Below are 18,727 nucleotides of genomic sequence, written 5' to 3'. Positions count from 1 at the left end.
CTTAGCCTCCCAGCCCAAGGATCAAGCGAACGGCAACCGCCAGCACCTGATCGACGACGAGGAAGAACAGGGCGGCCAGCACGACCATGACGAAGACCATGGCGGTCGTGATGCCGGTTTCCTTGCGGGTCGGCCAGGTGACCCTGGCTACCTCGCGGCGGACCTCGCGCGCGAATTCTGCGGGATTGACTTTAGCCATCGTGCGAACCGTGCGAGCTCCGAAGCGACTGTGAAGGGCGCCGCTTTTTACCCTAGCCGCTGTTCAGGCGGCCGTTATTGGGACGGGATGGCAGGAGTGGAGGGGCTCGAACCCCCAACCCCCGGTTTTGGAGACCGGTGCTCTACCAATTGAGCTACACTCCTATCTCCGTCCGGCCACACCTTCCGGTGTGGGAGGCCGCTTAAAGCATTCTTTAGGCGGCAGTGTCAAGGCCTTTCGACCCGACTTTCGGAAGAACTTTTAGAACGGCTTTGCGGAAGCCCAACCGTACAGACCGCTCAGATAGAACTCCCTCCGCCAAGCCGAGGCAAGGCGGAGGGAGGCAGGCTTATAGCATCACTCGACGATCTTGGCAACGACGCCGGCGCCGACGGTGCGGCCACCTTCGCGAATGGCGAAGCGCAGGCCTTCGTCCATGGCGATCGGGGCGATCAGAGCCACTTCCATGGCGACGTTGTCACCCGGCATCACCATCTCGACGCCTTCCGGCAGCGAGACCATACCGGTCACGTCCGTCGTACGGAAGTAGAACTGCGGACGGTAGTTGGTGAAGAATGGGGTGTGACGGCCGCCCTCTTCCTTCGTCAGGATGTAGGCTTCGGCCTTGAACTTGGTGTGCGGGGTGATCGAACCCGGCTTGGCCAGAACCTGGCCGCGCTCGACGTCCTCACGCTTGGTGCCGCGCAGCAGCGCGCCGATGTTGTCGCCAGCCTCACCCGAATCGAGCAGCTTGCGGAACATCTCGACGCCCGTCACCGTCGTCTTAACCGTCGCCTTCAGGCCGACGATCTCGACTTCGTCACCGACCTTCACGATGCCACGCTCGACACGGCCGGTCACCACCGTGCCGCGGCCCGAGATCGAGAACACGTCTTCGATCGGCATCAGGAACGGACGGTCCTTCGGACGCTCCGGCTGCGGGATGTACTCGTCGACCGTCTTCATCAGCGCCAGGACGGCGTCACGGCCGATCTCCGGCGAACGGTCTTCCAGTGCGCACAGCGCCGAGCCCTTGGTGATCGGAATGTCGTCGCCCGGGAACTGGTAGGACGACAGAAGCTCGCGCACTTCCAGCTCGACCAGCTCCAGCAGCTCCGGATCGTCGACCATGTCGACCTTGTTCATGAACACGACCAGCGCCGGAACGCCAACCTGGCGGGCCAGCAGGATGTGCTCGCGGGTCTGCGGCATCGGGCCGTCCGCGGCAGACACGACCAGGATCGCGCCGTCCATCTGGGCGGCACCGGTGATCATGTTCTTCACGTAGTCGGCGTGGCCCGGGCAGTCGACGTGCGCGTAGTGGCGGTTGGTCGTCTCGTACTCGACGTGGGCCGTCGAGATCGTGATGCCGCGGGCCTTCTCTTCCGGCGCCTTGTCGATCTGGTCGTAAGCGGTGAAGGTGGCGCCGCCGGACTCCGCCAGCACCTTCGTGATCGCCGCCGTCAGCGACGTCTTGCCGTGGTCGACGTGGCCGATCGTGCCAACGTTGCAGTGCGGCTTGTTCCGCTCAAACTTTGCCTTCGCCATCGCTTTGGTCTTTCGTTCCCGACGTTCCGGACGCACACAATGGCCCGGCCGAGATCGGTTTTCCGTGGCGCACGCGGGATTGGAGCGGGTGAGGGGAATCGAACCCCCGTCGTAAGCTTGGAAGGCTTCTGCTCTACCATTGAGCTACACCCGCCTAAGCATCCCGCCGGCGCGACCGTCCGGGGCAAACGCGATCACGGACAAGCCGTGGAATGTAGTGGTGGAAGGGGCTGGATTCGAACCAGCGTACGCGTACGCGGGCAGATTTACAGTCTGCTGCCTTTAACCACTCGGCCACCCTTCCAATCCGCAGCCTGGCAGTGCCCGCTGCGGAGTTCGGCAATATGCGAATTTTTCAGACCTTGTCAACACGGGTTAAGCAGTTCACACCAGAAAAAATTCGGCAGCCGGTTCCGGCGGCCCCCCTCCCCTTCCTCGTGGGTATCATGACGCGCTCCAGACATCCCGGCCCCGGCCGCCGTTCCGACAGCCAATCCACCACCTCCGCCGGCGGCACCACACGGGCGTCAGCCCCGCGCCAGGATCGGGCGGACGAGACTTCGGGCCCTCGGCGCAGCGGATCGAAGGGCAATCGTCCACCCCCGGCACGGGGAGTTCTCCTGTATGGGCTGCATCCCGTTGCCGCGGCCTGGACCAATCCGGATCGACGCATTCACCGGGTGCTGGCAACCGAGTCCGGTCGCGCCGCTCTGGAGGCATCGTTCGCCGCAGCCCGCGCCAAAGGACTCCAGCGACCCGAGGCGTCGATCGTCGACCGGACGGAGCTGGATCGCATGCTGCCTGCCGGTGCCGTTCACCAAGGCATCGTGATCGACACCTCCCCTCTTCCGGAGTTGGGCATCGAGGATCTCTGCAACGAGGTGGCGACCGAGCCCTCGGCGGTCATCGTCGCGCTGGATCAGGTGACTGACCCGCACAATGTCGGTGCCATTCTGCGGTCTGCCGCCGCCTTCGGCGCCCGCGCGGTGGTCGTGACCGAGCGCCACGCACCGGAAACCACCGGCGTGCTCGCGAAGAGCGCATCGGGCGCATTGGAGGCCGTTCCGCTGGTCCGCGTCACCAATCTGGCCCGCGCATTGACCGACCTGCAGCAAAACGGCTTCTGGGCGGTCGGGTTGGCTGAATCGGGCGAATCGACACTGGCCAAGCTGGATCTGACCGGCAAGACTGTGCTGGTGATGGGGGCGGAGGGCAGCGGCCTGCGTCGCCTGACGATGGATCGCTGCGACACCATTGCCCGGCTTCCGACGGGCGGCCCGGTTGGCAGCCTGAATGTGTCCAATGCGGCCGCCGTTGCTCTCTATGAGGTCGCCCGCCTGCGGGAATGACGGACATCGCGTCCTTTGCAGCGGGCAAGTGCTTGTTTGCGCGGAAAAGAGACGCTAAGGTGGGCGTCCCGCGAGCGACGGGTGAGCCGGATTAGCTCAGCTGGTAGAGCAGCTGATTTGTAATCAGAAGGTCACGGGTTCGATTCCTGTATCCGGCACCACCGCGCTGGCTATTTCGCTCCGGCACGTCCTGTCCCGCGTCGGCCGCAACACGCAAGCGACAGCATGCTGAGCAATGCACCGCTGCATCCGGCAAACGCCAGCGTCAGCGCGGCTGCAAAGGCCGGGGGCATTTCGGCGATGATCGCTCCATCGACCTTGGTCATCGGCGGTGCGCAGCAGACGACACCCGCAGTGCCGGCACTTCCGACACCGATCAGGACCGCGCAGCCGGCCTAGTACATCCGCCCCATGCCCCTCCTGCGCACCGCCATCACCGTCGCAACGGCGAGCAGTGCGGTGGCCATTGCAGGCAGTGCAAAAGCGAACAGGGTCAAGCCGGTATCCAGCATCGGACACTCCAATGGATCGGTTGCCGGGGGAAGTCGCTGCCACCACGGAACCCGGGAGGGCCGCGGCGGTTGGAGTGGGCATCCAAACGCCGCTCCCCGCAGCTTGTGCGAAAGGCCGATCATGACCAAGCCCCAGCGTCCCGAGTCGGGCCGTGACACGCCCGCCGCTCCCAGCGCGGAGGCCAACCGCATGCGCGCGGAAATCGACCGCGGCTCGACCGGCGACAAGGTACCGGCTACCGACCCCGCCGCCGCACCGCTCGGCACCGACGACGAGGCGGCCGGCACCACGCCACCGCACGGCGCCTCGCGCGATCCGGTGGTCCCGCCGAACCAGCGCATGCCGTCGGGGCGGAAGAAGGGCGGCGATACGCTGGACACCTGATCACTGCCGCCCGCAATCACCGCATAGCGAAAAGCCCGGCCGGGCTTTTTTTATGGTCGCTGTGACCCGCTGCCTTTTGCTCAGAAGTAACGCTCCGGAACACGGACCACGTCGTCCGGCATCACCGAAGTCGTGATCGGCGCCCGGCGGATCTCCTTTTTGGGATCGGCGCCGCGGGTGATCAGGACGTAGTCCTCCTTGGCCCGATAGGTGTAGCCGCCGGCCATCGCCACCGCCGACAAGGCGGTCATGCCGTTGACGTACTGGTATTGGCCGGGATTGCGCACCTCGCCCAGGATGAAGAAGGGACGGTGGTTCAGCACCTCGACGCTGACCTTCGGTTCCTTCACATAGCCGGCGGCAAGGCGGGTGGAGATCTCCTTCTCAAGGTCGCGGGTGCTGCGGTCCTTGGCCGAGACCTCGCCGATCAGCGGCATGGCGACCTTGCCGGTGCCGTCGACGCGGAACTCGCCGGACAGCTGCTCCTCGCCGAAGACGATGACGCGCAGCGCGTCGCCAGCGCCCAGACGATACTCGCTGATCTGGCCGACATTGGCGGTTTCCAACGGAGCATCGTTGCCGGCGCAGCCAACCATGGCGACGGCGAGCGCGGTCAATCCGATCCCCTGGCCCAGCGCACGGATCACATGACGTCGATTCATCCCTAAACCCTTTCCCTGGCTGGCGGGTGCCTGCCGCAGCGCCCGGTCCGACACGATGAAACGGCTTCGAGACCCCGTCCCATTCGTCGGTCGCCTTGCGGCGGCGCCCTTTGGTCACGCACCTGAATTCGGGTGGAGCCTAGCAACTCGCAAGCGCTTGGGAAAAAGTGGAGAGGAATTACCGCCTTCGGATCTCGCCAGTACATCATCCACGATAATAAAAACAGGCATAAGAAAAGGGCGCCCGTCATAGGACGGACGCCCTGCCCTGTTCCGCGGAACCTTTAGGCCCTTCGGCTGGATTTCCCCAGCGGCGGGCCTAGGACCAGCGGATTACATCTGTGCGCCGAGACGCAGATAGATCAGGTTGTCGCTGTATTCGGCGGCGCTCAGGTTGGAATTGCGCTTTTCATAGGTGTAGCCGCCGGTCATGAACAGGTAGCGGTTCATCTGATAGGTACCGCCGACGCCGGCCGTATAGACCTTGTCGTCGCGGTCGTTGCCGTTGAAATTGTCCTGGCGATACTGCAGGCGGCCGTTCAACACCAGGGTGCGCAGCAGTTCGTGGTCGACGCCCAGGGCGAAGACGGTGCGGGTATAGCTGGAGGCGGTACCGAAGCCCGGGCTGGCCGTGGTTTCGCGCACCTGGCGGCTGGCGGTGGCGCTGACGGAGGTCAGCTGCGTAACCGCCCAGTTCAGGCGCCCGCCGAAGGACAGGCCGCTGAAATCCTCCAGCCGCGAATCCTTGTAGTTGCGGACCAGATAGCCGGCGAAGACCTCGCCGGTGATCAGGCCGGTCAGGTCGGTGGCGAGACCGCCGACCACCTCGTAGCCGTCCGAGTCGCGGTCGAGACCGAAGGCGTCGCGGTCGTTCTTGTGGCGGGTCCAGGAATAGGTGCCCTGGACGAAGGCCTCGTACCCCTCGATGAACTCGTAGCCGACGCGGGCGACGGTGCCGTATTCCCAGCGGTCGCGGTCTTCCTGGCGCGCGATGCCGCCGCCGATCAGGCCGACATCGTCATATTCGCTGTATTGGGCGGAGCCGGACAGGCGGGCGCGCAGTCGGTTGAAGCGCTGCGTATAGCCGGCCTCGCCGCCGCTGGTGCGGTAGACCACAGGCTCCGTATAGCCCGACAGGCTGTTGATGTCGCCGCGGCCCTCATGGTTGCGGCGATGGAACAGCTGGCCATCCAACGCACCGCTCTTGCTCACGTCGAACCGGCCGGCCGCCTGCAGGGCGTAATCGGTGTAGTTCTCGCCCGAATGGTCGCTGTAGCGGCCGGCATCGGCCGAGGCCGAGAAATTCAGCGCGTGCGCGGCGAAATCGGACTTGATGTCGATCCGCGGACGAACGGTCCAAATGACATCGTCTTCGTGATCGTCACGGGTGGCGTAGACGTTGGTGTCGTAGGTGGCGCCCGCTTCCACCCGCGGCAGGAACAGGAAGGAGCCCGCACGCAGGCCGAGTTGCTCGACCTCCGGCCGACGACGTTCCAGCACGGTTTCGCCACGCTGCAGGTCATCCTGGGCGGCGGCGGGAAGCGACGTCAGCCCGGTCGACGCGAGAGCGAGGGCGAGAAGGGAAAGGGTGCTGGTCTTCATGGAGTCACCGCGCTTGGCTGGGTTCGGTCGGCTCACTGGGCCGGGGTTCCGGCTCCTTCGTGGGAGCGCCCGGCCGCCGGCCCCTGTCGGGACCGAATGCGGACACATCCTCGGCAAAGACACAACAAGGCGTGCTTGCCACGCAACAGTGAAGCCTGTGTCAAACCGCTTTTGCATCGTCCTGTGGTGTGGCCGCAACAAAAGCTCGCACCCGGCAGAGAACAACCCCGTCGATGGCCTGCCTGTTTTCACCAGTTATTTCAAATGGTCCTAAGATGAAGGTCATAGATGATGACCGCAGGACTGGTCTTTCCGGGGCGCGCCTGCTTGGAACCGGCCGACTGTCATGGGGTTGTTCATGGCATTCCCCGATGAGGGAAGGTGCCGCACCCACGTCGACTCGTCCCCCGCCCCAGCAGCATCCGACCAAGCGCCAGCCGGATGCCACCCCACCACCCTACACGCCGGGCGGCATGACGCCACCGAGGGGCGCGGGCGCGCACAGCCGCGATGAAAAGACCGCTCCCCCCGACCGTTGTCCACCCAAGCTAAAGCCCTGACAAAGGGGAAGCCCCGAAAGACGAGCGGCCGATAGGAGACGCCATCGACACGCACAACCCCGGTAGCGACATGTTCCGGTCGCGCAATTGTCGAAATTTGCGGATTCATTGTCGTTTGGCTTCCTTTCCAACCCGCGCGCCTTCTATTGTTGCTCGCATCATGACAGAACCATCGCTGTGGCTCTATGACGCATCTGCGAAGGTTGCTCTGTGGTCATTGTCTTCCCTACGCTTTCCATGAGGAACGCATAATGGACGCATAGGATGGCGACAGGCGGCAAACGCCGCGCCATCCCTGCCCACGCAGCCGGGAGCGGCGGTCCGTGCCCGCCCCAGCCTTCGCCCCGGATCGAAGGCGGGCGCGAACCACGGGCCCGTTGCCATGGACGACTTCGGACGACTGCCTCCCGACGACTACCAGTTGGCCGGCCAGGTTCACCACCGCCTCCGGCGTGCGCATCAACGCGCCTCGGCCATCTTCATCGACATGATCGGCGATTCGCTGCTGACGCCCACCCAATGGGCGGCGTTGGCCACGCTTCATGCAGAAGGCGCCTTGTCGCAGAACCAGCTTGGCCGTTTGACCTACATGGATCCGGCAACCACCCAGGGCGTGATCCTGCGGTTGGTGGAGCGCAATCTGGTCGAACGCCACCCAGATCCGCAGGACCGCCGCCGCACCAGCGTCAGCCTGACGCGCATCGGACAGGCGCTGGTCATCGACCTGATGGCGAATGCCGCCTCCGCCCACGAACGGACGTTGGAACCCCTGTCCGAGGAGGAAAGGGTGCAGTTCATGGCGCTGCTGGCCAGGCTGATGTGACGCGCACGGCGGCCGCCGGAATGCCAACCGGGCGTTAAAGCGGCAAGACACCCGATCAGCCGGTGACTTTTGCGTGGGGTTTGCTATGAACGCGGTGTGTTGCGTCGCACCGCGACCCGGACACGCCGCTGGTCTCTCATGAACCGGGGTCCCCGCAGGATGAAGCACCGCCGCCCGACCGCCTCGCCGCTGGCGAAGCCTCTTTTCCCGGCTGCCCTGTTCGCCGCCGTGTCCTTCGCAACCATCGCCTCCACGCTGGCCGGCATCGGCCTGACGGCCGCTCCCGCGGCGGCGCAATCGGCGAAAGCGTCGGCGACCTTCTCCGGCGCGCCGGTGCGGGTGGGCGAGATCAACAGCTACACCGGCCTGCCGGCCTTCACCATCCCCTACCGCCAGGGCTGGCAGCTGGCACTGGAGGAGATCAACGCCGAAGGGGGCGTGATCGGCTGCTGCGAATTGCAGGTGGTCTCCCGCGATGACGCCGGCAAACCAGACGATGCCGTGCGCGTCGCCCAGGAGTTGGTGGCGAACGAAGCGGTGGACGTGCTGGCCGGCACCTACTTCTCCCACATCGGGCTGGCCGTCGCCGATTTCGCCGCGCGCAACAAGATGCCCTTCGTCGCGGCCGAACCGCTGACCGACGCCATCACCTGGTCGAAGGGCAACCGCTACACCTTCCGCCTGCGCCCCAGCACCTACATGCAGGCGGCGATGCTGGTGGAGGAGGCGGCGAAGCTGCCGGCCAAGCGCTGGGCCACCGTCGCCCCCAACTACGAATACGGCCAGTCGGCGGTGGCGTGGTTCAAGCAGTTGCTGAAGGAAAAGCGCCCGGACGTCGAGTTCGTGGCCGAGCAGTGGCCGGCCCAGGGCAAGCTTGAGGCCGGTCCGACGGTGCAGGCCCTGGCCGCCGCCAAGCCCGACGCCATCTTCAACGTCACCTTCGGCGCCGATCTGGCCAAACTGGTGCGCGAGGGAGAAGGGCGCGGCCTGTTCCGCAACCGCAAGGTCGTCAGCCTGCTGACCGGCGAGCCGGAATATCTGGAGCCGATGAAGGACGAGGCGCCGGAAGGCTGGATCGTCACCGGCTATCCCTGGGACCAGATCGACACACCCGCCCACAAGGCCTTCGTCGCCGCATACACCGCGCGCTTCAAGGAGTCGCCCAAGGCGGGCTCCATCGTCGGCTACATCACCATGAAGGCGGTCGCCGCCGCGATCACCAAGGCCAGGTCGGCCAATGCGGAGCCGATCGTCGATGCGCTGGCCGGCCTGACCATCGACAGCCCGGTCGGCCCGGTGACCTTCCGCGCATCCGACCACCAGGCGACCATGGGCGCCTATGTCGGCACCACGACGGTGAAGGACGGCCGCGGCACCATGAAGGACTGGCGCTATGCCGACGGCGCCAACTACCTGCCGCCCGACGACGTGGTGCGCAAGATGCGGCCGGCAGAGTAAGGCGTCCGGTTTCCGGCGTCCCGTCCCATGTCCTTCCTCCTCGTCCAGGCCCTCAGCGGGCTCGCGACCGCGGCGACGCTGTTCCTGGTGTCGTCGGGGCTGACCATCGTGTTCGGCGTGACGCGGATCGTGAATTTCGCGCACGGCTCCTTCTACATGGTCGGCGCCTATGCCGGCTGGTCGCTGATCGAGCGGTTCGGCGGCACGCCGGGCGGCTTCTGGGGTTCGGTCGCCGCGGCGGCACTGGCGATGGGCCTTCTCGGCGCTGCGATGGAGATCGGGCTGCTGCGCCGGCTCTACCGCTCGCCGGAGCTGTTCCAGCTGCTCGGCACCTTCGGCGTGGTTCTGGTGGTGCAGGACCTGACGGCCTGGGCCTGGGGGCCGGAGGATCTGCTGGGCCGCCGGGCGCCGGGGCTGAAGGGCTCCATCGACATTCTGGACCAGCCCTTCCCGCTCTACGACCTCGTGCTGATCGGGCTCGGGCCGCTGGTGCTCGGGCTGTTGTGGCTGCTGTTCAACCGCACCCGCTGGGGCACGCTGGTGCGGGCGGCGACGCAGGACCGCGAGATGACCAGCGCGCTGGGAGTCGATCCGGCGCGGCTGTTCACCGGCGTGCTTTTCCTGGGCGGCGCGCTGGCCGGGCTGGGCGGCGCCCTGCAGGTCCCGCGCGAGGCGGTGACCCTGCATATGGACATGGCCATCGTGGTCGAGGCCTTCGTCGTCGTCGTGGTCGGCGGCATGGGCAGCCTCACCGGCGCCTTCCTCGCCTCGCTGCTGATCGGGCAGTTGCAGGCCTTCGGCATCCTGGTCTTCCCGCAGATCACGCTGGTGCTGGTCTTCCTGTTCATGGCGGTGGTTCTGGTCCTGCGCCCGCATGGACTGCTCGGCCGGGCGGAGGAGGCGCCGCCGACCGCACCCGCCGCCGTCACCGTACCGCTGCCGGCCGGTCGCCATGCCGGGGCTTGGGCACTGGCCCTGCTGGCGGTTCTGGCCGCCGCACCGCTGGTCGCCGGCGATTACGCGCTGATCCTGCTGACCGAGGTCGTCATCCTCGCCCTGTTCGCCGCCAGCCTGCATCTGCTGATCGGGCTGGGCGGGCTGGTCTCCTTCGGCCATGCGGCGTGGTTCGGGCTGGGCGCCTACGGCTCGGCCCTTCTGGTCAAGCATCTGGGAGCGCCGATGCCGCTGGCGCTGGCCGGTGCGCCGGTCCTGGCCGGGCTGGGGGCGCTGGGGGCGGGGTGGTTCTGTGTCCGGCGGTCGGGGCTGTATTTCGCCATGCTGACGCTGGCCTTCGCCCAGATCGTCTGGTCCATCGCCTTCCAATGGTATGCGGTGACCGGCGGCGACAACGGCATCCTCGGCGTCTGGCCATCGGCCTGGGCGGCGGGCAAGGCTGCCTATTACTGGCTGACGCTGGCCCTGTGTGCCGGAGCGCTGTGGCTGCTGCGCCGCGCGGCCTTCGCCCCCTTCGGCTACGCGCTGCGGGCCGGGCGCGACTCGGGGCTCCGAGCCGAGTCGATTGGCATCGACGTGCGCCGCTTCCAATGGATGGCCTTCGTGCTGGCCGGCAGCGCCGCGGGTCTGGCCGGCGGGCTCTATGCCTTCGCCAAGGGCAGCGTCTTCCCCACCCTGCTGGCGGTGCCGCAATCGGTCGACGCGCTGGTGATGGTGCTGATGGGCGGCATCCAGACCGTCGCCGGGCCGCTGGCCGGTGCGTTGGTCTTCCACCTGCTCGAGTCGGAGGTCATGAGCCTGACCGACTGGTGGCGGCTGGTGCTCGGCCTCATCATCGTCGCGCTGGTTCTGGTCTTCCCCAAGGGGATCGTCGGCTTCCTGTCCGGGATCGGGGGGCGGGCATGAGCGAGCTGGTGGTGCGCGACCTGCAACGCTCCTTCGGCGGGGTGCAGGCGGTGGGCGGCGTGTCCTTCACCCTGCGCTCCGGCGATCTGCTGGCGCTGATCGGCCCGAACGGAGCCGGCAAGAGCACCTGCTTCAACCTGCTGAACGGGCAGCTTCGCCCCGATTCGGGGTCGGTCAGGCTGGACGGCACCGAACTGGTCGGGTTGCCGCCGCGGCGCATCTGGGCGCTTGGGGTCGGGCGCACCTTCCAGATCACCGCGACCTTCGCCTCGATGACGGTGGCGGAGAATGTGCAGATGGTCCTGCTGTCGCGCGCGCGCCGGCTGTTCGGCCTGTGGCGCCCGGCCGCCGCCCAGTTCCGCGAGCCGGCGCTGGCCTTGCTGGAGCGGGTCGGCATGGCTCGCCAAGCCGACCGCCCTTGCGGCGTGCTGGCCTATGGCGACGTGAAGCGGGTCGAGCTGGCGATGGCGATGGCGAGCGAGCCGACGGTGCTGCTGATGGACGAGCCGACCGCCGGCATGGCGCCGGCCGAACGGCTCGCCCTGATGGCGCTGACGGCCGAGCTGGTGCGCGAGCGCGGGCTCGCCGTGCTGTTCACCGAACATGACATGGATGCCGTGTTCGGCCACGCCACCCGCGTGCTGGTGCTCGACCGCGGCCGGCTGATCGCGGAAGGCCCGCCGGATCAGGTGCGGGCGAACCCGCGCGTGCAATCCGTCTATCTGGGAGGCGAGGCGTGAGCGAACCCCTGCTGGCGGTGGACGGACTCCAGGCCTGGTACGGCCGCGCCCACATCCTCGACGGCATCGCCCTGACCGTCGGACGGGGCGAGGTGGTGGCGCTGATGGGCCGCAACGGCGCGGGCAAAACCACCACGTTGAAGGCGATCATGGGGCTGGTCGAGCGGCGCGCGGCGACCTTGCGCTTCGATGGCCGGGATATCGGCACCCTGCCTGCCCACCGCATCGCCCGTCTCGGCGTCGGCTATGTGCCGGAGGACCGTCGCATCTTCGCCGATTTGACGGTGGAGGAGAATCTGGAGGTCGGACGCCAGCCGCCCCGCCCCGGCGCGCCGGCCTGGACGCCGGAGAAGCTGTTCGCCCTGTTCCCCAACCTCGCGGAGATGCGCGGACGGCGCGGCACCCGGATGAGCGGCGGCGAACAGCAGATGCTGACGCTGGCCCGCACGCTGATGGGCAACCCGTCGCTGCTGCTGCTGGACGAGCCGTCCGAAGGTCTGGCACCGCTGATCGTCAAGCAGATGGCCGACGCGGTCCGGCGCCTGAAGGCGGAGGGGCTGTCGGTGCTGCTGTCCGAACAGAGCCTGTCCTTCGCCTCGGCGGCCGCCGACCGCGCCTGCGTCATCGAAACCGGCCGCCTGCGTTGGACCGGCACGATGGCGGAGTTGCTGGCGGATGACGGGGTGAGGGCGGCCTATCTGGCTGTGTGACCGCCCCCTCCCGCACTCGTCACTTCCCGGCGATGCTAAGGTCCATCACCGACTTCGGGTCGAGCGCCTTGTCGACCTGACCTTCCGACTGCCAGAACTTCACCTGGTTGACGATGTCGTCCACCAGCAGGCGGGCCTGCGGGTCGACATAGGGCAGGCCGGCGGCGGCGATGTCCGGCTTCTGCTTGGTCGCGTCGGCGATGATAGTCAGCAGCTCGTCATAGCCGGGGCCCTTCACCAGAGCGCCCGAGGCGTCCTTGCCATTGAAGGCGGCGTGATATTCGGCCAGCGCGGTCTTGTAGGCGCGGACGAACTTCTCCGCCAGCGGCCGGCGGTCCTTCATCGTCTTCGGCGCGGTGAACAGAGCGCCGAGCTGCCAGGGCGTCTCGTCGCCGACCCAGCCCAGCATCTTGCCGGCGCCATCGGCCACCAGCTGCCGCGACACGGTGGAGGGCGCGATGATGGCGTCAACCTGCCCGCCCCGGAAGGCAGCGACCATCTTCGGCACGTCCTGCAACGGCACCATGGTGACGTCCTTGACCGTGAAGCCGTGCTTCTGCGCCAGAAGCCCGATCATGTAATGGAAGGTCGAGCCGACGGTGGTGATGGCGACCCGCTTGCCCTTCAGGTCGGCCGGCGTCTTCAGCCCGGCGTCATAGGCGGCGTTGGTCGCGAGATAGGCGCTCAAGGGGAAGCCCGGCTCATCGCGGCTCTGTGCGGCGATGATGGTAACGGCGCCCTTGGAGGCGAGGTTGTAGAAGCCGGCGGTCAGGCCGGTCACGCCGAAATCGACATCGCCCGAGGTCACGGCGACCGGCACCTGCTGGGCCGAGGTGAACATCTTCAGCTCGACGTCCAGCCCTTCCTTCTCGAAATAGCCCTTGGCCTTGGCGATGAAGATCGGCCCGGAGGAGGACAGCGCCAGCACGCCGACCGTCGCCTTCTCCAGCGGCTGCGCCAGCGCGGCGGACATCAGGGTGCCGGCGGCGAAGGCGGCGCCGGCAGTGGCGATCAGGGCGCGCCGGGTGAGGCCTGCGAGGGTCATGGACGGAAATCCTCCCGATGATGGTTCAGGTTTCTTGGAATGGGGCGGTCAGCGCCAGTTCAGCAGACGCCGTTCGAGCTGCGACAGCACGGTGCCAATGGCGAGCCCCAGCAGCGACAGCACCAGCACGCCGGCCAGCAGCGTGTCGGTCTGCATCAAATTGCCGGCCATCAGCACGAAGGCACCGATGCCGTACTCCGCCCCGATCATCTCCGCCGCCACCACCAGGATCAGCGCGATCGACGCGGTGATGCGGAAACCGGCCAGAATGCCCGGCAAGGCACCCGGCAGGACGATGGAACGAAGGATCGACCGCCAGGGCAGGCCGAAGCTCTGCGCCATGCGGATCAGGTTGCGCGGCACCGAATCGATGGCGCTGTAGGTGGCGATCACGGTGGGGAAGAAGACGCCGAAACCGATGGTGGCGAATTTCGACGGCTCGCCGATGCCGAACCAAAGGATGAACAGCGGCAAGAGGGCGATCTTCGGGATCGGGAAGAAGGCCGACACCAGCGGCACGCCGACCGCGCGGGCGGTGGAGAAAATGCCCATGGCGAAGCCGACCAGCATGCCGCCCGCCGTACCCAGCACCCAGCCGACGGCGATGCGCGCCAGAGACGCCTTCAGGTTCAGCCACAGCGATCCGTCCGCCACCATGCCGGCCAGCGCGCGGGCGACGGCGCTCGGCGGCGGCAGGAACAGCGGGCTGGCGAGGCCGAGGCGGCTCGCCCCTTCCCAAACCGCGATCAGCAGGGCGAAGGCGGCCAGCGCCGCCCAGGGATGGCGCTTCACGGTAAAACCGCCGCCGCGGAAGCGGACGGGCTGGCCCAGGGCCGGGCTGGGCGGAACGCCCGTCGGGTTCAGGCTGTCAGGCACGGGCGATCTCCCGGTCGGCCATCTGGGCTTCGGCCTTCATCAGGTGCCACAGGCGGTCGCGCACTTCGGCCAGATGGGCCTGGGCCGACGGCTCCTGCCGGCGCTCCCGCGGTTCCTCGATGGTGACCAGTTCGCGGATGCGGCCGGGGCGGCGGCTCAACACGCAAACCCGGTCGGCCAGCCGCAGCGCCTCGTCCAGATTGTGGGTGACATAGAGGGCGGTGGTCTTCTCCCGCCGCCACAGCTCCAGGAAATCGTCCATCAGCAGCTCGCGCGTCTGGGCGTCGAGCGCCGACAGCGGCTCGTCCAGCAGCAGCATGGCCGGACGCACCGCCAGCGCGCGGGCGATGCCCACCCGCTGGCGCATGCCGCCGGACAGCTGCTTGGGCAGGGCCTTGCGGAACTCCGACAGCCCCATGCGGCGCAGGCCGCTGTCGATGCGCTCCCGCCGGTCGGCGGATGAGAGCGGATGATGCTCCAGCACCAGGGCGATGTTGTCCTCCACCGTGCGCCAGGGCAGCAGGGCGAAGTCCTGGAAGATGAAGGTGATCGGGTTCAGGCAACCGTCCGGCACCTCCCCCTCCACCCGGATGCTGCCGGAGGTCGGGGCGACGATACCGCCGGCGATGCCGAGCAGCGTCGATTTCCCACAGCCGCTGGGGCCGATCACCGCCAGGATTTCGCCCTCCGCCAGCGTCAGGTCGATGCCGTCCAGGACGGTCAGATCCTCATAGCGGTGGGTCAGATCGGAAACGAGAAGCCTCATCGCGCCCTTTTTGTGCCTGCACCTTGGTCGGCTTGGGTCCGACTGTTCGTTGGGCCTGCCACTATAGCGCGGCGTCCCGGCGGCGGAGAGGAGAAAGGCATCCCGCATCCCAGCCATACGGCAGTATGGCAGTGGCCGGAAGGCGTCAAGAGGCTGTCAGCTTCCCGACAGGAACGTCAGGCGAGGCCGCTCAGCGATCCGCCGCCAGCCGGCAGGTCGAGCACCCGCAACGCCGCGGCACAACGGCCGACCGCGAGCTCCGCCAGAGCATGGCGCTCGCCGAGCCCGGCCTCGTCCACCTCGTCGGGTGTCATCGCCTGCAACAGGACGCGCAAGGTGCGGACATAGGTGCGCAGAAGCGTGGCCTCCTCGGCATGGTTTCCGAGCAGACCGGCCCGTCCGGCGGCATGAAGGGCCGCAAGCTCGCCGTCCAGCGAGGCCGCGGCCATCTCGATGGCCTGCAGGGCCCGCGACAGGCGGACATGCTTCAGAACGACGATGTCGGCCATGCCCACCTCCCTATGCCGGCTGGAACGGCAGAACGAAAGCAATGGCCGTGCCAGCGCTACGCAGGGCGTGCTTACCGCTGCCGCATCGACGGATGCCAGGCCGTCGTCGCCCGCTCCAGCAACGCCAGCGCACCATACAGCCCGGAACCGGTCAGCGCCGCCACCGCGATGGTGGCCCAGACGATGTCCAGGTTCATCCTCGCCACCTCGGTGGAGATGCGGAAACCCATTCCGACCACAGGCGTGCCGAAAAATTCGGCGACGATGGCGCCGATCAGCGCCAGGGTGGAGTTGATCTTCAAACCGTTGAACAGAAAGGGCAGCGCGTTCGGCAGTCGCAGCTTGACCAGGGTGCGGCCATAGCCGGCGGCATAGCTGCGCATCAGGTCGAGCTGGATGCGCTCCGAATTGCCGAGCCCCGCCAGTGTGTTGATCAGCATCGGGAAGAAGGTCATGACGACGATGACCGCCGCCTTCGACTGCCAGTCGAAGCCGAACCACATCACCATGATCGGCGCGATGCCGACCACCGGGATGGCGCTGGCGAGATTGCCGAGCGGCAGCAATCCACGGGCAAGAAAGGGCACGCGGTCGGCAAGGATTGCCACCAGGAACCCGGCACCGCAACCCATCGCATAGCCGCGCAGAACCGAGGTCAGCACGGTCTGGCGGAAATCGTCCCACAGCACCGGCGCATGGGCGGCCAGAGCCGACGCGATGCGGCTTGGCGGCGGCAGCAGGATGGCCGGCACCTGGAAACCGCGCACCAGCACCTCCCACCCCACCAGCAGACCAATCCCGAACAGGCCGGGCACGACGACCGAGCGGGTCCAGCCCGGCACCCCGGCCAGCACCCCCATCACCCGCCACAGCAGCAGCGTCGCCGCGCCCAAGAACAGCCACAGCCCCCATCCGGCCGACAGGTCCAGCCCCTCGTTCAGCAGATGCAGGGGCAGCAGCCAGGCCAGCGCGACGCCGGCCAGCTCCGCCCAGGCGCCCCACACCCGCTTCGGTGCCGATGCCCCGGCGACAACCGCCAGCACCACCCCGATCAGGAACAGCGGCGCCATGGTTCCGCCCAACCAACCGGCAGACGCACCATCCCGGACACCCAGCGGAAGGGCCAATGCGGACAGCACCGGCAGGGCGATGGCGACCAGCCCCCAATCGGCGGCCGTGCGCAGGCTGGGGCGGTAGGGGCTCGTCGCCTCATCGCTCGCCAAACCGCTCATCGCGCACCCGCCCTGCCCAGCAGGACCAGCTCCAGCCCGCGTACGACTGCGATCAGCGCCACCGACAGCAGCGAGGCCATGATCAGCGCCGCCCAGATCTGCACGGTCTGGCCGTAATAGGAGCCCGATAGCAGCCGCGCCCCCAGCCCGGCCTGCCCGCCGGTCGGAAGCTCCCCCACGATGGCGCCGACCACGCTGATGGCGACCGACACCTTGAGGCTGGCGAACAGGAAGGGCATGGAGGCCGGCAGCCGCAGCGACCAGAAGGCGCGCATCCCGCTCGCCGAATAGGTCCGCATCAGGTCGAGCCACAGCGGATCGGCGGAGCGCAGCCCCTTCACCATGCCGACCGTGATCGGGAAGAAGCAGAGATACATGCAGATCACCGCCTTCGGCAGCAGCCCGGTCAGCCCGATGTTGCCGAGGATGACGACGATCATCGGCGCAATGGCCAGGATGGGGATGGTCTGCGACGCGATCACCCAGGGCAGCAGGCTTGCCTCCAGCGTGCGGGTATAGACGATGCCCGCCGCCAGCAGGATGCCCAGGACCAGCCCCATCGCCAGACCGGCCAGCGCCGCTTCCGCCGTCACCCAGGCGTGGAACAGCAGATTGCGCGGACTGGTCGGCGCGTAGCCGGTCAGGGAGGTCCACAGCTCCGCCACCACCTGATCGGGGGTGGGCAGGATCGGCCGCTTCATCGCGTAGGCCTGGGCCAGCACATCTGCGAAGCCGGCCGGCTTGTTGGCGCGCGTCAGAGCTTCCGCCGCCTGCGGCCAGTTCAGCCACGCCGCCCCGATGTACCAGGCCGCCAGCAACAGCAGCGTCATCACCGTCACCGGAAGCCCACGGCTAATCATCGTAGCTGTGCCCTTCCTTCAGCCCCTCGCGCACGCGGTGGGCGATGGCGGCGAATTCCGGCGATTCGCGGATGTCCAACTTGCGCTCATGCGGCAGGGAACTGCAGTCGATGATGTCCAGGATGCGGCCGGGCCGCGGGCTCATCACCACGATGCGGGTGGAGAGGAACACCGCCTCGGCGATCGAATGGGTGACGAAGACACAGGTCTTGCCGGTCGCCCGCCACAGTTGGGTCAGATGCAGGTTCAGGTGGTCGCGGGTGATCTCGTCGAGCGCGCCGAACGGCTCGTCCATCAGCAGCAGGTCGGGCTGAAGAGCCAGCGCGCGGGCAATGGACACCCGCTGCTGCATGCCGCCGGACAGCTGCCAGGGAAATTTGCGCTCGAAGCCGACCAAGCCGACCCGCTCCAGCTGTTCGCGGGCGCGGGCCCGCCGCTCGGCACCGGCGATCCCCATGATCTCCAGCGGCAGCATCACGTTGCGCTCCACCGTACGCCAGGGATAGAGCGCCGGCGCCTGGAAAACATAGCCATAGAGCCGCTTCAGCCGCGCCTGTTCCGGCGTCATGCCTTCGATGGCGATATGGCCGGAGGTCGGGCGCTCTAGGTCGGCGATAACGCGCAAAAGCGTGGTCTTGCCGCAGCCGCTGGGGCCGATCAGCGAGACGAAATCACCCTTGGCGATGGAGAGATCCACCTCGCTCAATGCCATGACCGGCTTGTCCGCAGTGGGATAGACCAGTGAGAGCTTGCGTGCCTCCACCACCACGGACGCGGCGGACTGTTCCGGGCCTCGCCGCGAAACAGTGGTCTCCCGGGCATCGAGCGGATCGGCGGAGGTCACAGGCGACAGTCCTTCGCGGCTGGTCAGGCTGGGCGGGTCGGTCTGGAAACGCTCGGATTCACGCTATCACCGGTGCGGTTGCTGCACCAGGGGCGTGGAACCAGGCGCAGTTGGAGAAAGGCGGTGGCGAACGGCAACCCGGTCCCCGGCACGCTCCGCGGGTCTGTGCCGGATCGGGCGACAGGCG

The 18,727-nt window shown here is 67.4% G+C and carries 18 protein-coding genes and 4 tRNA genes; 8 read left to right on the top strand and 14 right to left on the bottom strand.

Annotated features, from left to right (window positions below):
• Position 1: 1 nt before the first annotated feature.
• The 5 genes from secE to A6A40_RS01765 form a co-directional block, all read right to left on the bottom strand.
• Positions 2-199, bottom strand: coding sequence for a preprotein translocase subunit SecE (gene secE, locus A6A40_RS01785; RefSeq protein ID WP_014246876.1), 198 nt, complete (start codon positions 197-199; stop codon positions 2-4).
• A gap of 88 nt (positions 200-287) precedes the next feature.
• Positions 288-363 (bottom strand) — tRNA-Trp (locus A6A40_RS01780).
• A 193-nt stretch (positions 364-556) separates the two neighbouring features.
• Entirely contained in the window at positions 557-1,747 is a 1,191-nt protein-coding gene (gene tuf, locus A6A40_RS01775) for an elongation factor Tu (RefSeq protein ID WP_063633859.1), read from the bottom strand.
• 80 nt (positions 1,748-1,827) lie between these two features.
• A tRNA-Gly gene (locus tag A6A40_RS01770) sits at positions 1,828-1,901 on the bottom strand.
• 64 nt (positions 1,902-1,965) lie between these two features.
• Positions 1,966-2,051, bottom strand: a tRNA-Tyr gene (locus A6A40_RS01765).
• A 40-nt stretch (positions 2,052-2,091) separates the two neighbouring features.
• Between A6A40_RS01765 and rlmB the strand changes: the two genes are divergently transcribed.
• The 3 genes from rlmB to A6A40_RS01750 all read left to right on the top strand — a co-directional run bounded on the left by rlmB (position 2,092) and on the right by A6A40_RS01750 (position 3,993).
• Positions 2,092-3,096, top strand: coding sequence for a 23S rRNA (guanosine(2251)-2'-O)-methyltransferase RlmB (rlmB, locus tag A6A40_RS01760; protein WP_082860691.1), 1,005 nt, complete (start codon positions 2,092-2,094; stop codon positions 3,094-3,096).
• An 85-nt stretch (positions 3,097-3,181) separates the two neighbouring features.
• Positions 3,182-3,257 (top strand) — tRNA-Thr (locus tag A6A40_RS01755).
• 472 nt (positions 3,258-3,729) lie between these two features.
• Positions 3,730-3,993, top strand: coding sequence for a hypothetical protein (locus A6A40_RS01750; protein ID WP_063633857.1), 264 nt, complete (start codon positions 3,730-3,732; stop codon positions 3,991-3,993).
• An 80-nt stretch (positions 3,994-4,073) separates the two neighbouring features.
• On the opposite strand, the gene A6A40_RS01745 is transcribed toward A6A40_RS01750, so the two are convergent.
• A complete protein-coding gene (locus tag A6A40_RS01745; RefSeq protein ID WP_063633856.1) occupies positions 4,074-4,655 on the bottom strand; it encodes a polysaccharide biosynthesis/export family protein in 582 nt (193 codons plus the stop codon).
• Positions 4,656-4,988: 333 nt separating this feature from the next.
• Entirely contained in the window at positions 4,989-6,257 is a 1,269-nt protein-coding gene (locus tag A6A40_RS01740) for an outer membrane beta-barrel protein (protein WP_063633855.1), read from the bottom strand.
• Positions 6,258-7,199: 942 nt separating this feature from the next.
• Here A6A40_RS01740 and A6A40_RS01735 point away from each other — a divergent pair.
• The 5 genes from A6A40_RS01735 (at position 7,200) to A6A40_RS01715 (ending at position 12,408) form a co-directional block, all read left to right on the top strand.
• Complete coding sequence (locus A6A40_RS01735) at positions 7,200-7,640, top strand: MarR family winged helix-turn-helix transcriptional regulator (protein WP_063633854.1); 441 nt, start codon at positions 7,200-7,202, stop codon at positions 7,638-7,640.
• A gap of 159 nt (positions 7,641-7,799) precedes the next feature.
• On the top strand, positions 7,800-9,098 hold the full coding sequence (locus A6A40_RS01730) for an ABC transporter substrate-binding protein (RefSeq protein ID WP_063633853.1): 1,299 nt from the start codon (positions 7,800-7,802) through the stop codon (positions 9,096-9,098).
• Between the two features lie 27 nt (positions 9,099-9,125).
• Entirely contained in the window at positions 9,126-10,958 is a 1,833-nt protein-coding gene (locus A6A40_RS01725; RefSeq protein WP_063633852.1) for an ABC transporter permease, read from the top strand.
• On the top strand, positions 10,955-11,698 hold the full coding sequence (locus tag A6A40_RS01720; protein WP_063633851.1) for an ABC transporter ATP-binding protein: 744 nt from the start codon (positions 10,955-10,957) through the stop codon (positions 11,696-11,698). Before A6A40_RS01725 ends, A6A40_RS01720 begins: the two co-directional genes overlap by 4 nt.
• Complete coding sequence (locus A6A40_RS01715) at positions 11,695-12,408, top strand: ABC transporter ATP-binding protein (protein WP_063633850.1); 714 nt, start codon at positions 11,695-11,697, stop codon at positions 12,406-12,408. Before A6A40_RS01720 ends, A6A40_RS01715 begins: the two co-directional genes overlap by 4 nt.
• A 19-nt stretch (positions 12,409-12,427) precedes the next feature.
• Here A6A40_RS01715 and A6A40_RS01710 read toward each other — a convergent pair whose 3' ends face one another.
• The 7 genes from A6A40_RS01710 to A6A40_RS01680 form a co-directional block, all read right to left on the bottom strand.
• A complete protein-coding gene (locus A6A40_RS01710; RefSeq protein WP_082860690.1) occupies positions 12,428-13,453 on the bottom strand; it encodes an ABC transporter substrate-binding protein in 1,026 nt (341 codons plus the stop codon).
• 48 nt (positions 13,454-13,501) lie between these two features.
• Entirely contained in the window at positions 13,502-14,329 is an 828-nt protein-coding gene (locus tag A6A40_RS01705; protein ID WP_082860689.1) for an ABC transporter permease, read from the bottom strand.
• Positions 14,322-15,095 carry an ABC transporter ATP-binding protein gene (locus A6A40_RS01700; protein WP_063633849.1) on the bottom strand — a complete coding sequence of 258 codons (774 nt, stop codon included), beginning with the start codon at positions 15,093-15,095 and terminating at the stop codon, positions 14,322-14,324. The genes A6A40_RS01705 and A6A40_RS01700 overlap by 8 nt, the downstream gene beginning before the upstream one ends.
• Before the next feature lie 176 nt (positions 15,096-15,271).
• Positions 15,272-15,604 carry a hypothetical protein gene (locus A6A40_RS01695; RefSeq protein WP_063633848.1) on the bottom strand — a complete coding sequence of 111 codons (333 nt, stop codon included), beginning with the start codon at positions 15,602-15,604 and terminating at the stop codon, positions 15,272-15,274.
• A 71-nt stretch (positions 15,605-15,675) separates the two neighbouring features.
• Positions 15,676-16,836, bottom strand: a complete 1,161-nt coding sequence (locus A6A40_RS01690; protein WP_108546619.1) for an ABC transporter permease — start codon at positions 16,834-16,836, stop codon at positions 15,676-15,678.
• A complete protein-coding gene (locus tag A6A40_RS01685) occupies positions 16,833-17,696 on the bottom strand; it encodes an ABC transporter permease (RefSeq protein ID WP_063633847.1) in 864 nt (287 codons plus the stop codon). Before A6A40_RS01685 ends, A6A40_RS01690 begins: the two co-directional genes overlap by 4 nt.
• Entirely contained in the window at positions 17,689-18,540 is an 852-nt protein-coding gene (locus A6A40_RS01680; RefSeq protein WP_082860688.1) for an ABC transporter ATP-binding protein, read from the bottom strand. The genes A6A40_RS01685 and A6A40_RS01680 overlap by 8 nt, the downstream gene beginning before the upstream one ends.
• Positions 18,541-18,727: the final 187 nt, after the last annotated feature.

This window comes from Azospirillum humicireducens (assembly GCF_001639105.2).
GTDB classification, from domain to species: Bacteria; Pseudomonadota; Alphaproteobacteria; order Azospirillales; family Azospirillaceae; genus Azospirillum; species Azospirillum humicireducens.
This window is presented reverse-complemented; position numbering and strand designations above follow the sequence as displayed.

Bases quoted from the DNA above. Each gene is read 5' to 3' on its own strand.
- secE (WP_014246876.1), bottom strand. From the start codon at position 199: ATGGCTAAAGTCAATCCCGCAGAATTCGCGCGCGAGGTCCGCCGCGAG.
- tuf (WP_063633859.1), bottom strand. From the start codon at position 1,747: ATGGCGAAGGCAAAGTTTGAGCGGAACAAGCCGCACTGCAACGTTGGC.
- rlmB (WP_082860691.1), top strand. From the start codon at position 2,092: ATGCGAATTTTTCAGACCTTGTCAACACGGGTTAAGCAGTTCACACCA.
- A6A40_RS01750 (WP_063633857.1), top strand. From the start codon at position 3,730: ATGACCAAGCCCCAGCGTCCCGAGTCGGGCCGTGACACGCCCGCCGCT.
- A6A40_RS01745 (WP_063633856.1), bottom strand. From the start codon at position 4,655: ATGAATCGACGTCATGTGATCCGTGCGCTGGGCCAGGGGATCGGATTG.
- A6A40_RS01740 (WP_063633855.1), bottom strand. From the start codon at position 6,257: ATGAAGACCAGCACCCTTTCCCTTCTCGCCCTCGCTCTCGCGTCGACC.
- A6A40_RS01735 (WP_063633854.1), top strand. From the start codon at position 7,200: ATGGACGACTTCGGACGACTGCCTCCCGACGACTACCAGTTGGCCGGC.
- A6A40_RS01730 (WP_063633853.1), top strand. From the start codon at position 7,800: ATGAAGCACCGCCGCCCGACCGCCTCGCCGCTGGCGAAGCCTCTTTTC.
- A6A40_RS01725 (WP_063633852.1), top strand. From the start codon at position 9,126: ATGTCCTTCCTCCTCGTCCAGGCCCTCAGCGGGCTCGCGACCGCGGCG.
- A6A40_RS01720 (WP_063633851.1), top strand. From the start codon at position 10,955: ATGAGCGAGCTGGTGGTGCGCGACCTGCAACGCTCCTTCGGCGGGGTG.
- A6A40_RS01710 (WP_082860690.1), bottom strand. From the start codon at position 13,453: ATGACCCTCGCAGGCCTCACCCGGCGCGCCCTGATCGCCACTGCCGGC.
- A6A40_RS01700 (WP_063633849.1), bottom strand. From the start codon at position 15,095: ATGAGGCTTCTCGTTTCCGATCTGACCCACCGCTATGAGGATCTGACC.
- A6A40_RS01695 (WP_063633848.1), bottom strand. From the start codon at position 15,604: ATGGCCGACATCGTCGTTCTGAAGCATGTCCGCCTGTCGCGGGCCCTG.
- A6A40_RS01690 (WP_108546619.1), bottom strand. From the start codon at position 16,836: ATGAGCGGTTTGGCGAGCGATGAGGCGACGAGCCCCTACCGCCCCAGC.
- A6A40_RS01685 (WP_063633847.1), bottom strand. From the start codon at position 17,696: ATGATTAGCCGTGGGCTTCCGGTGACGGTGATGACGCTGCTGTTGCTG.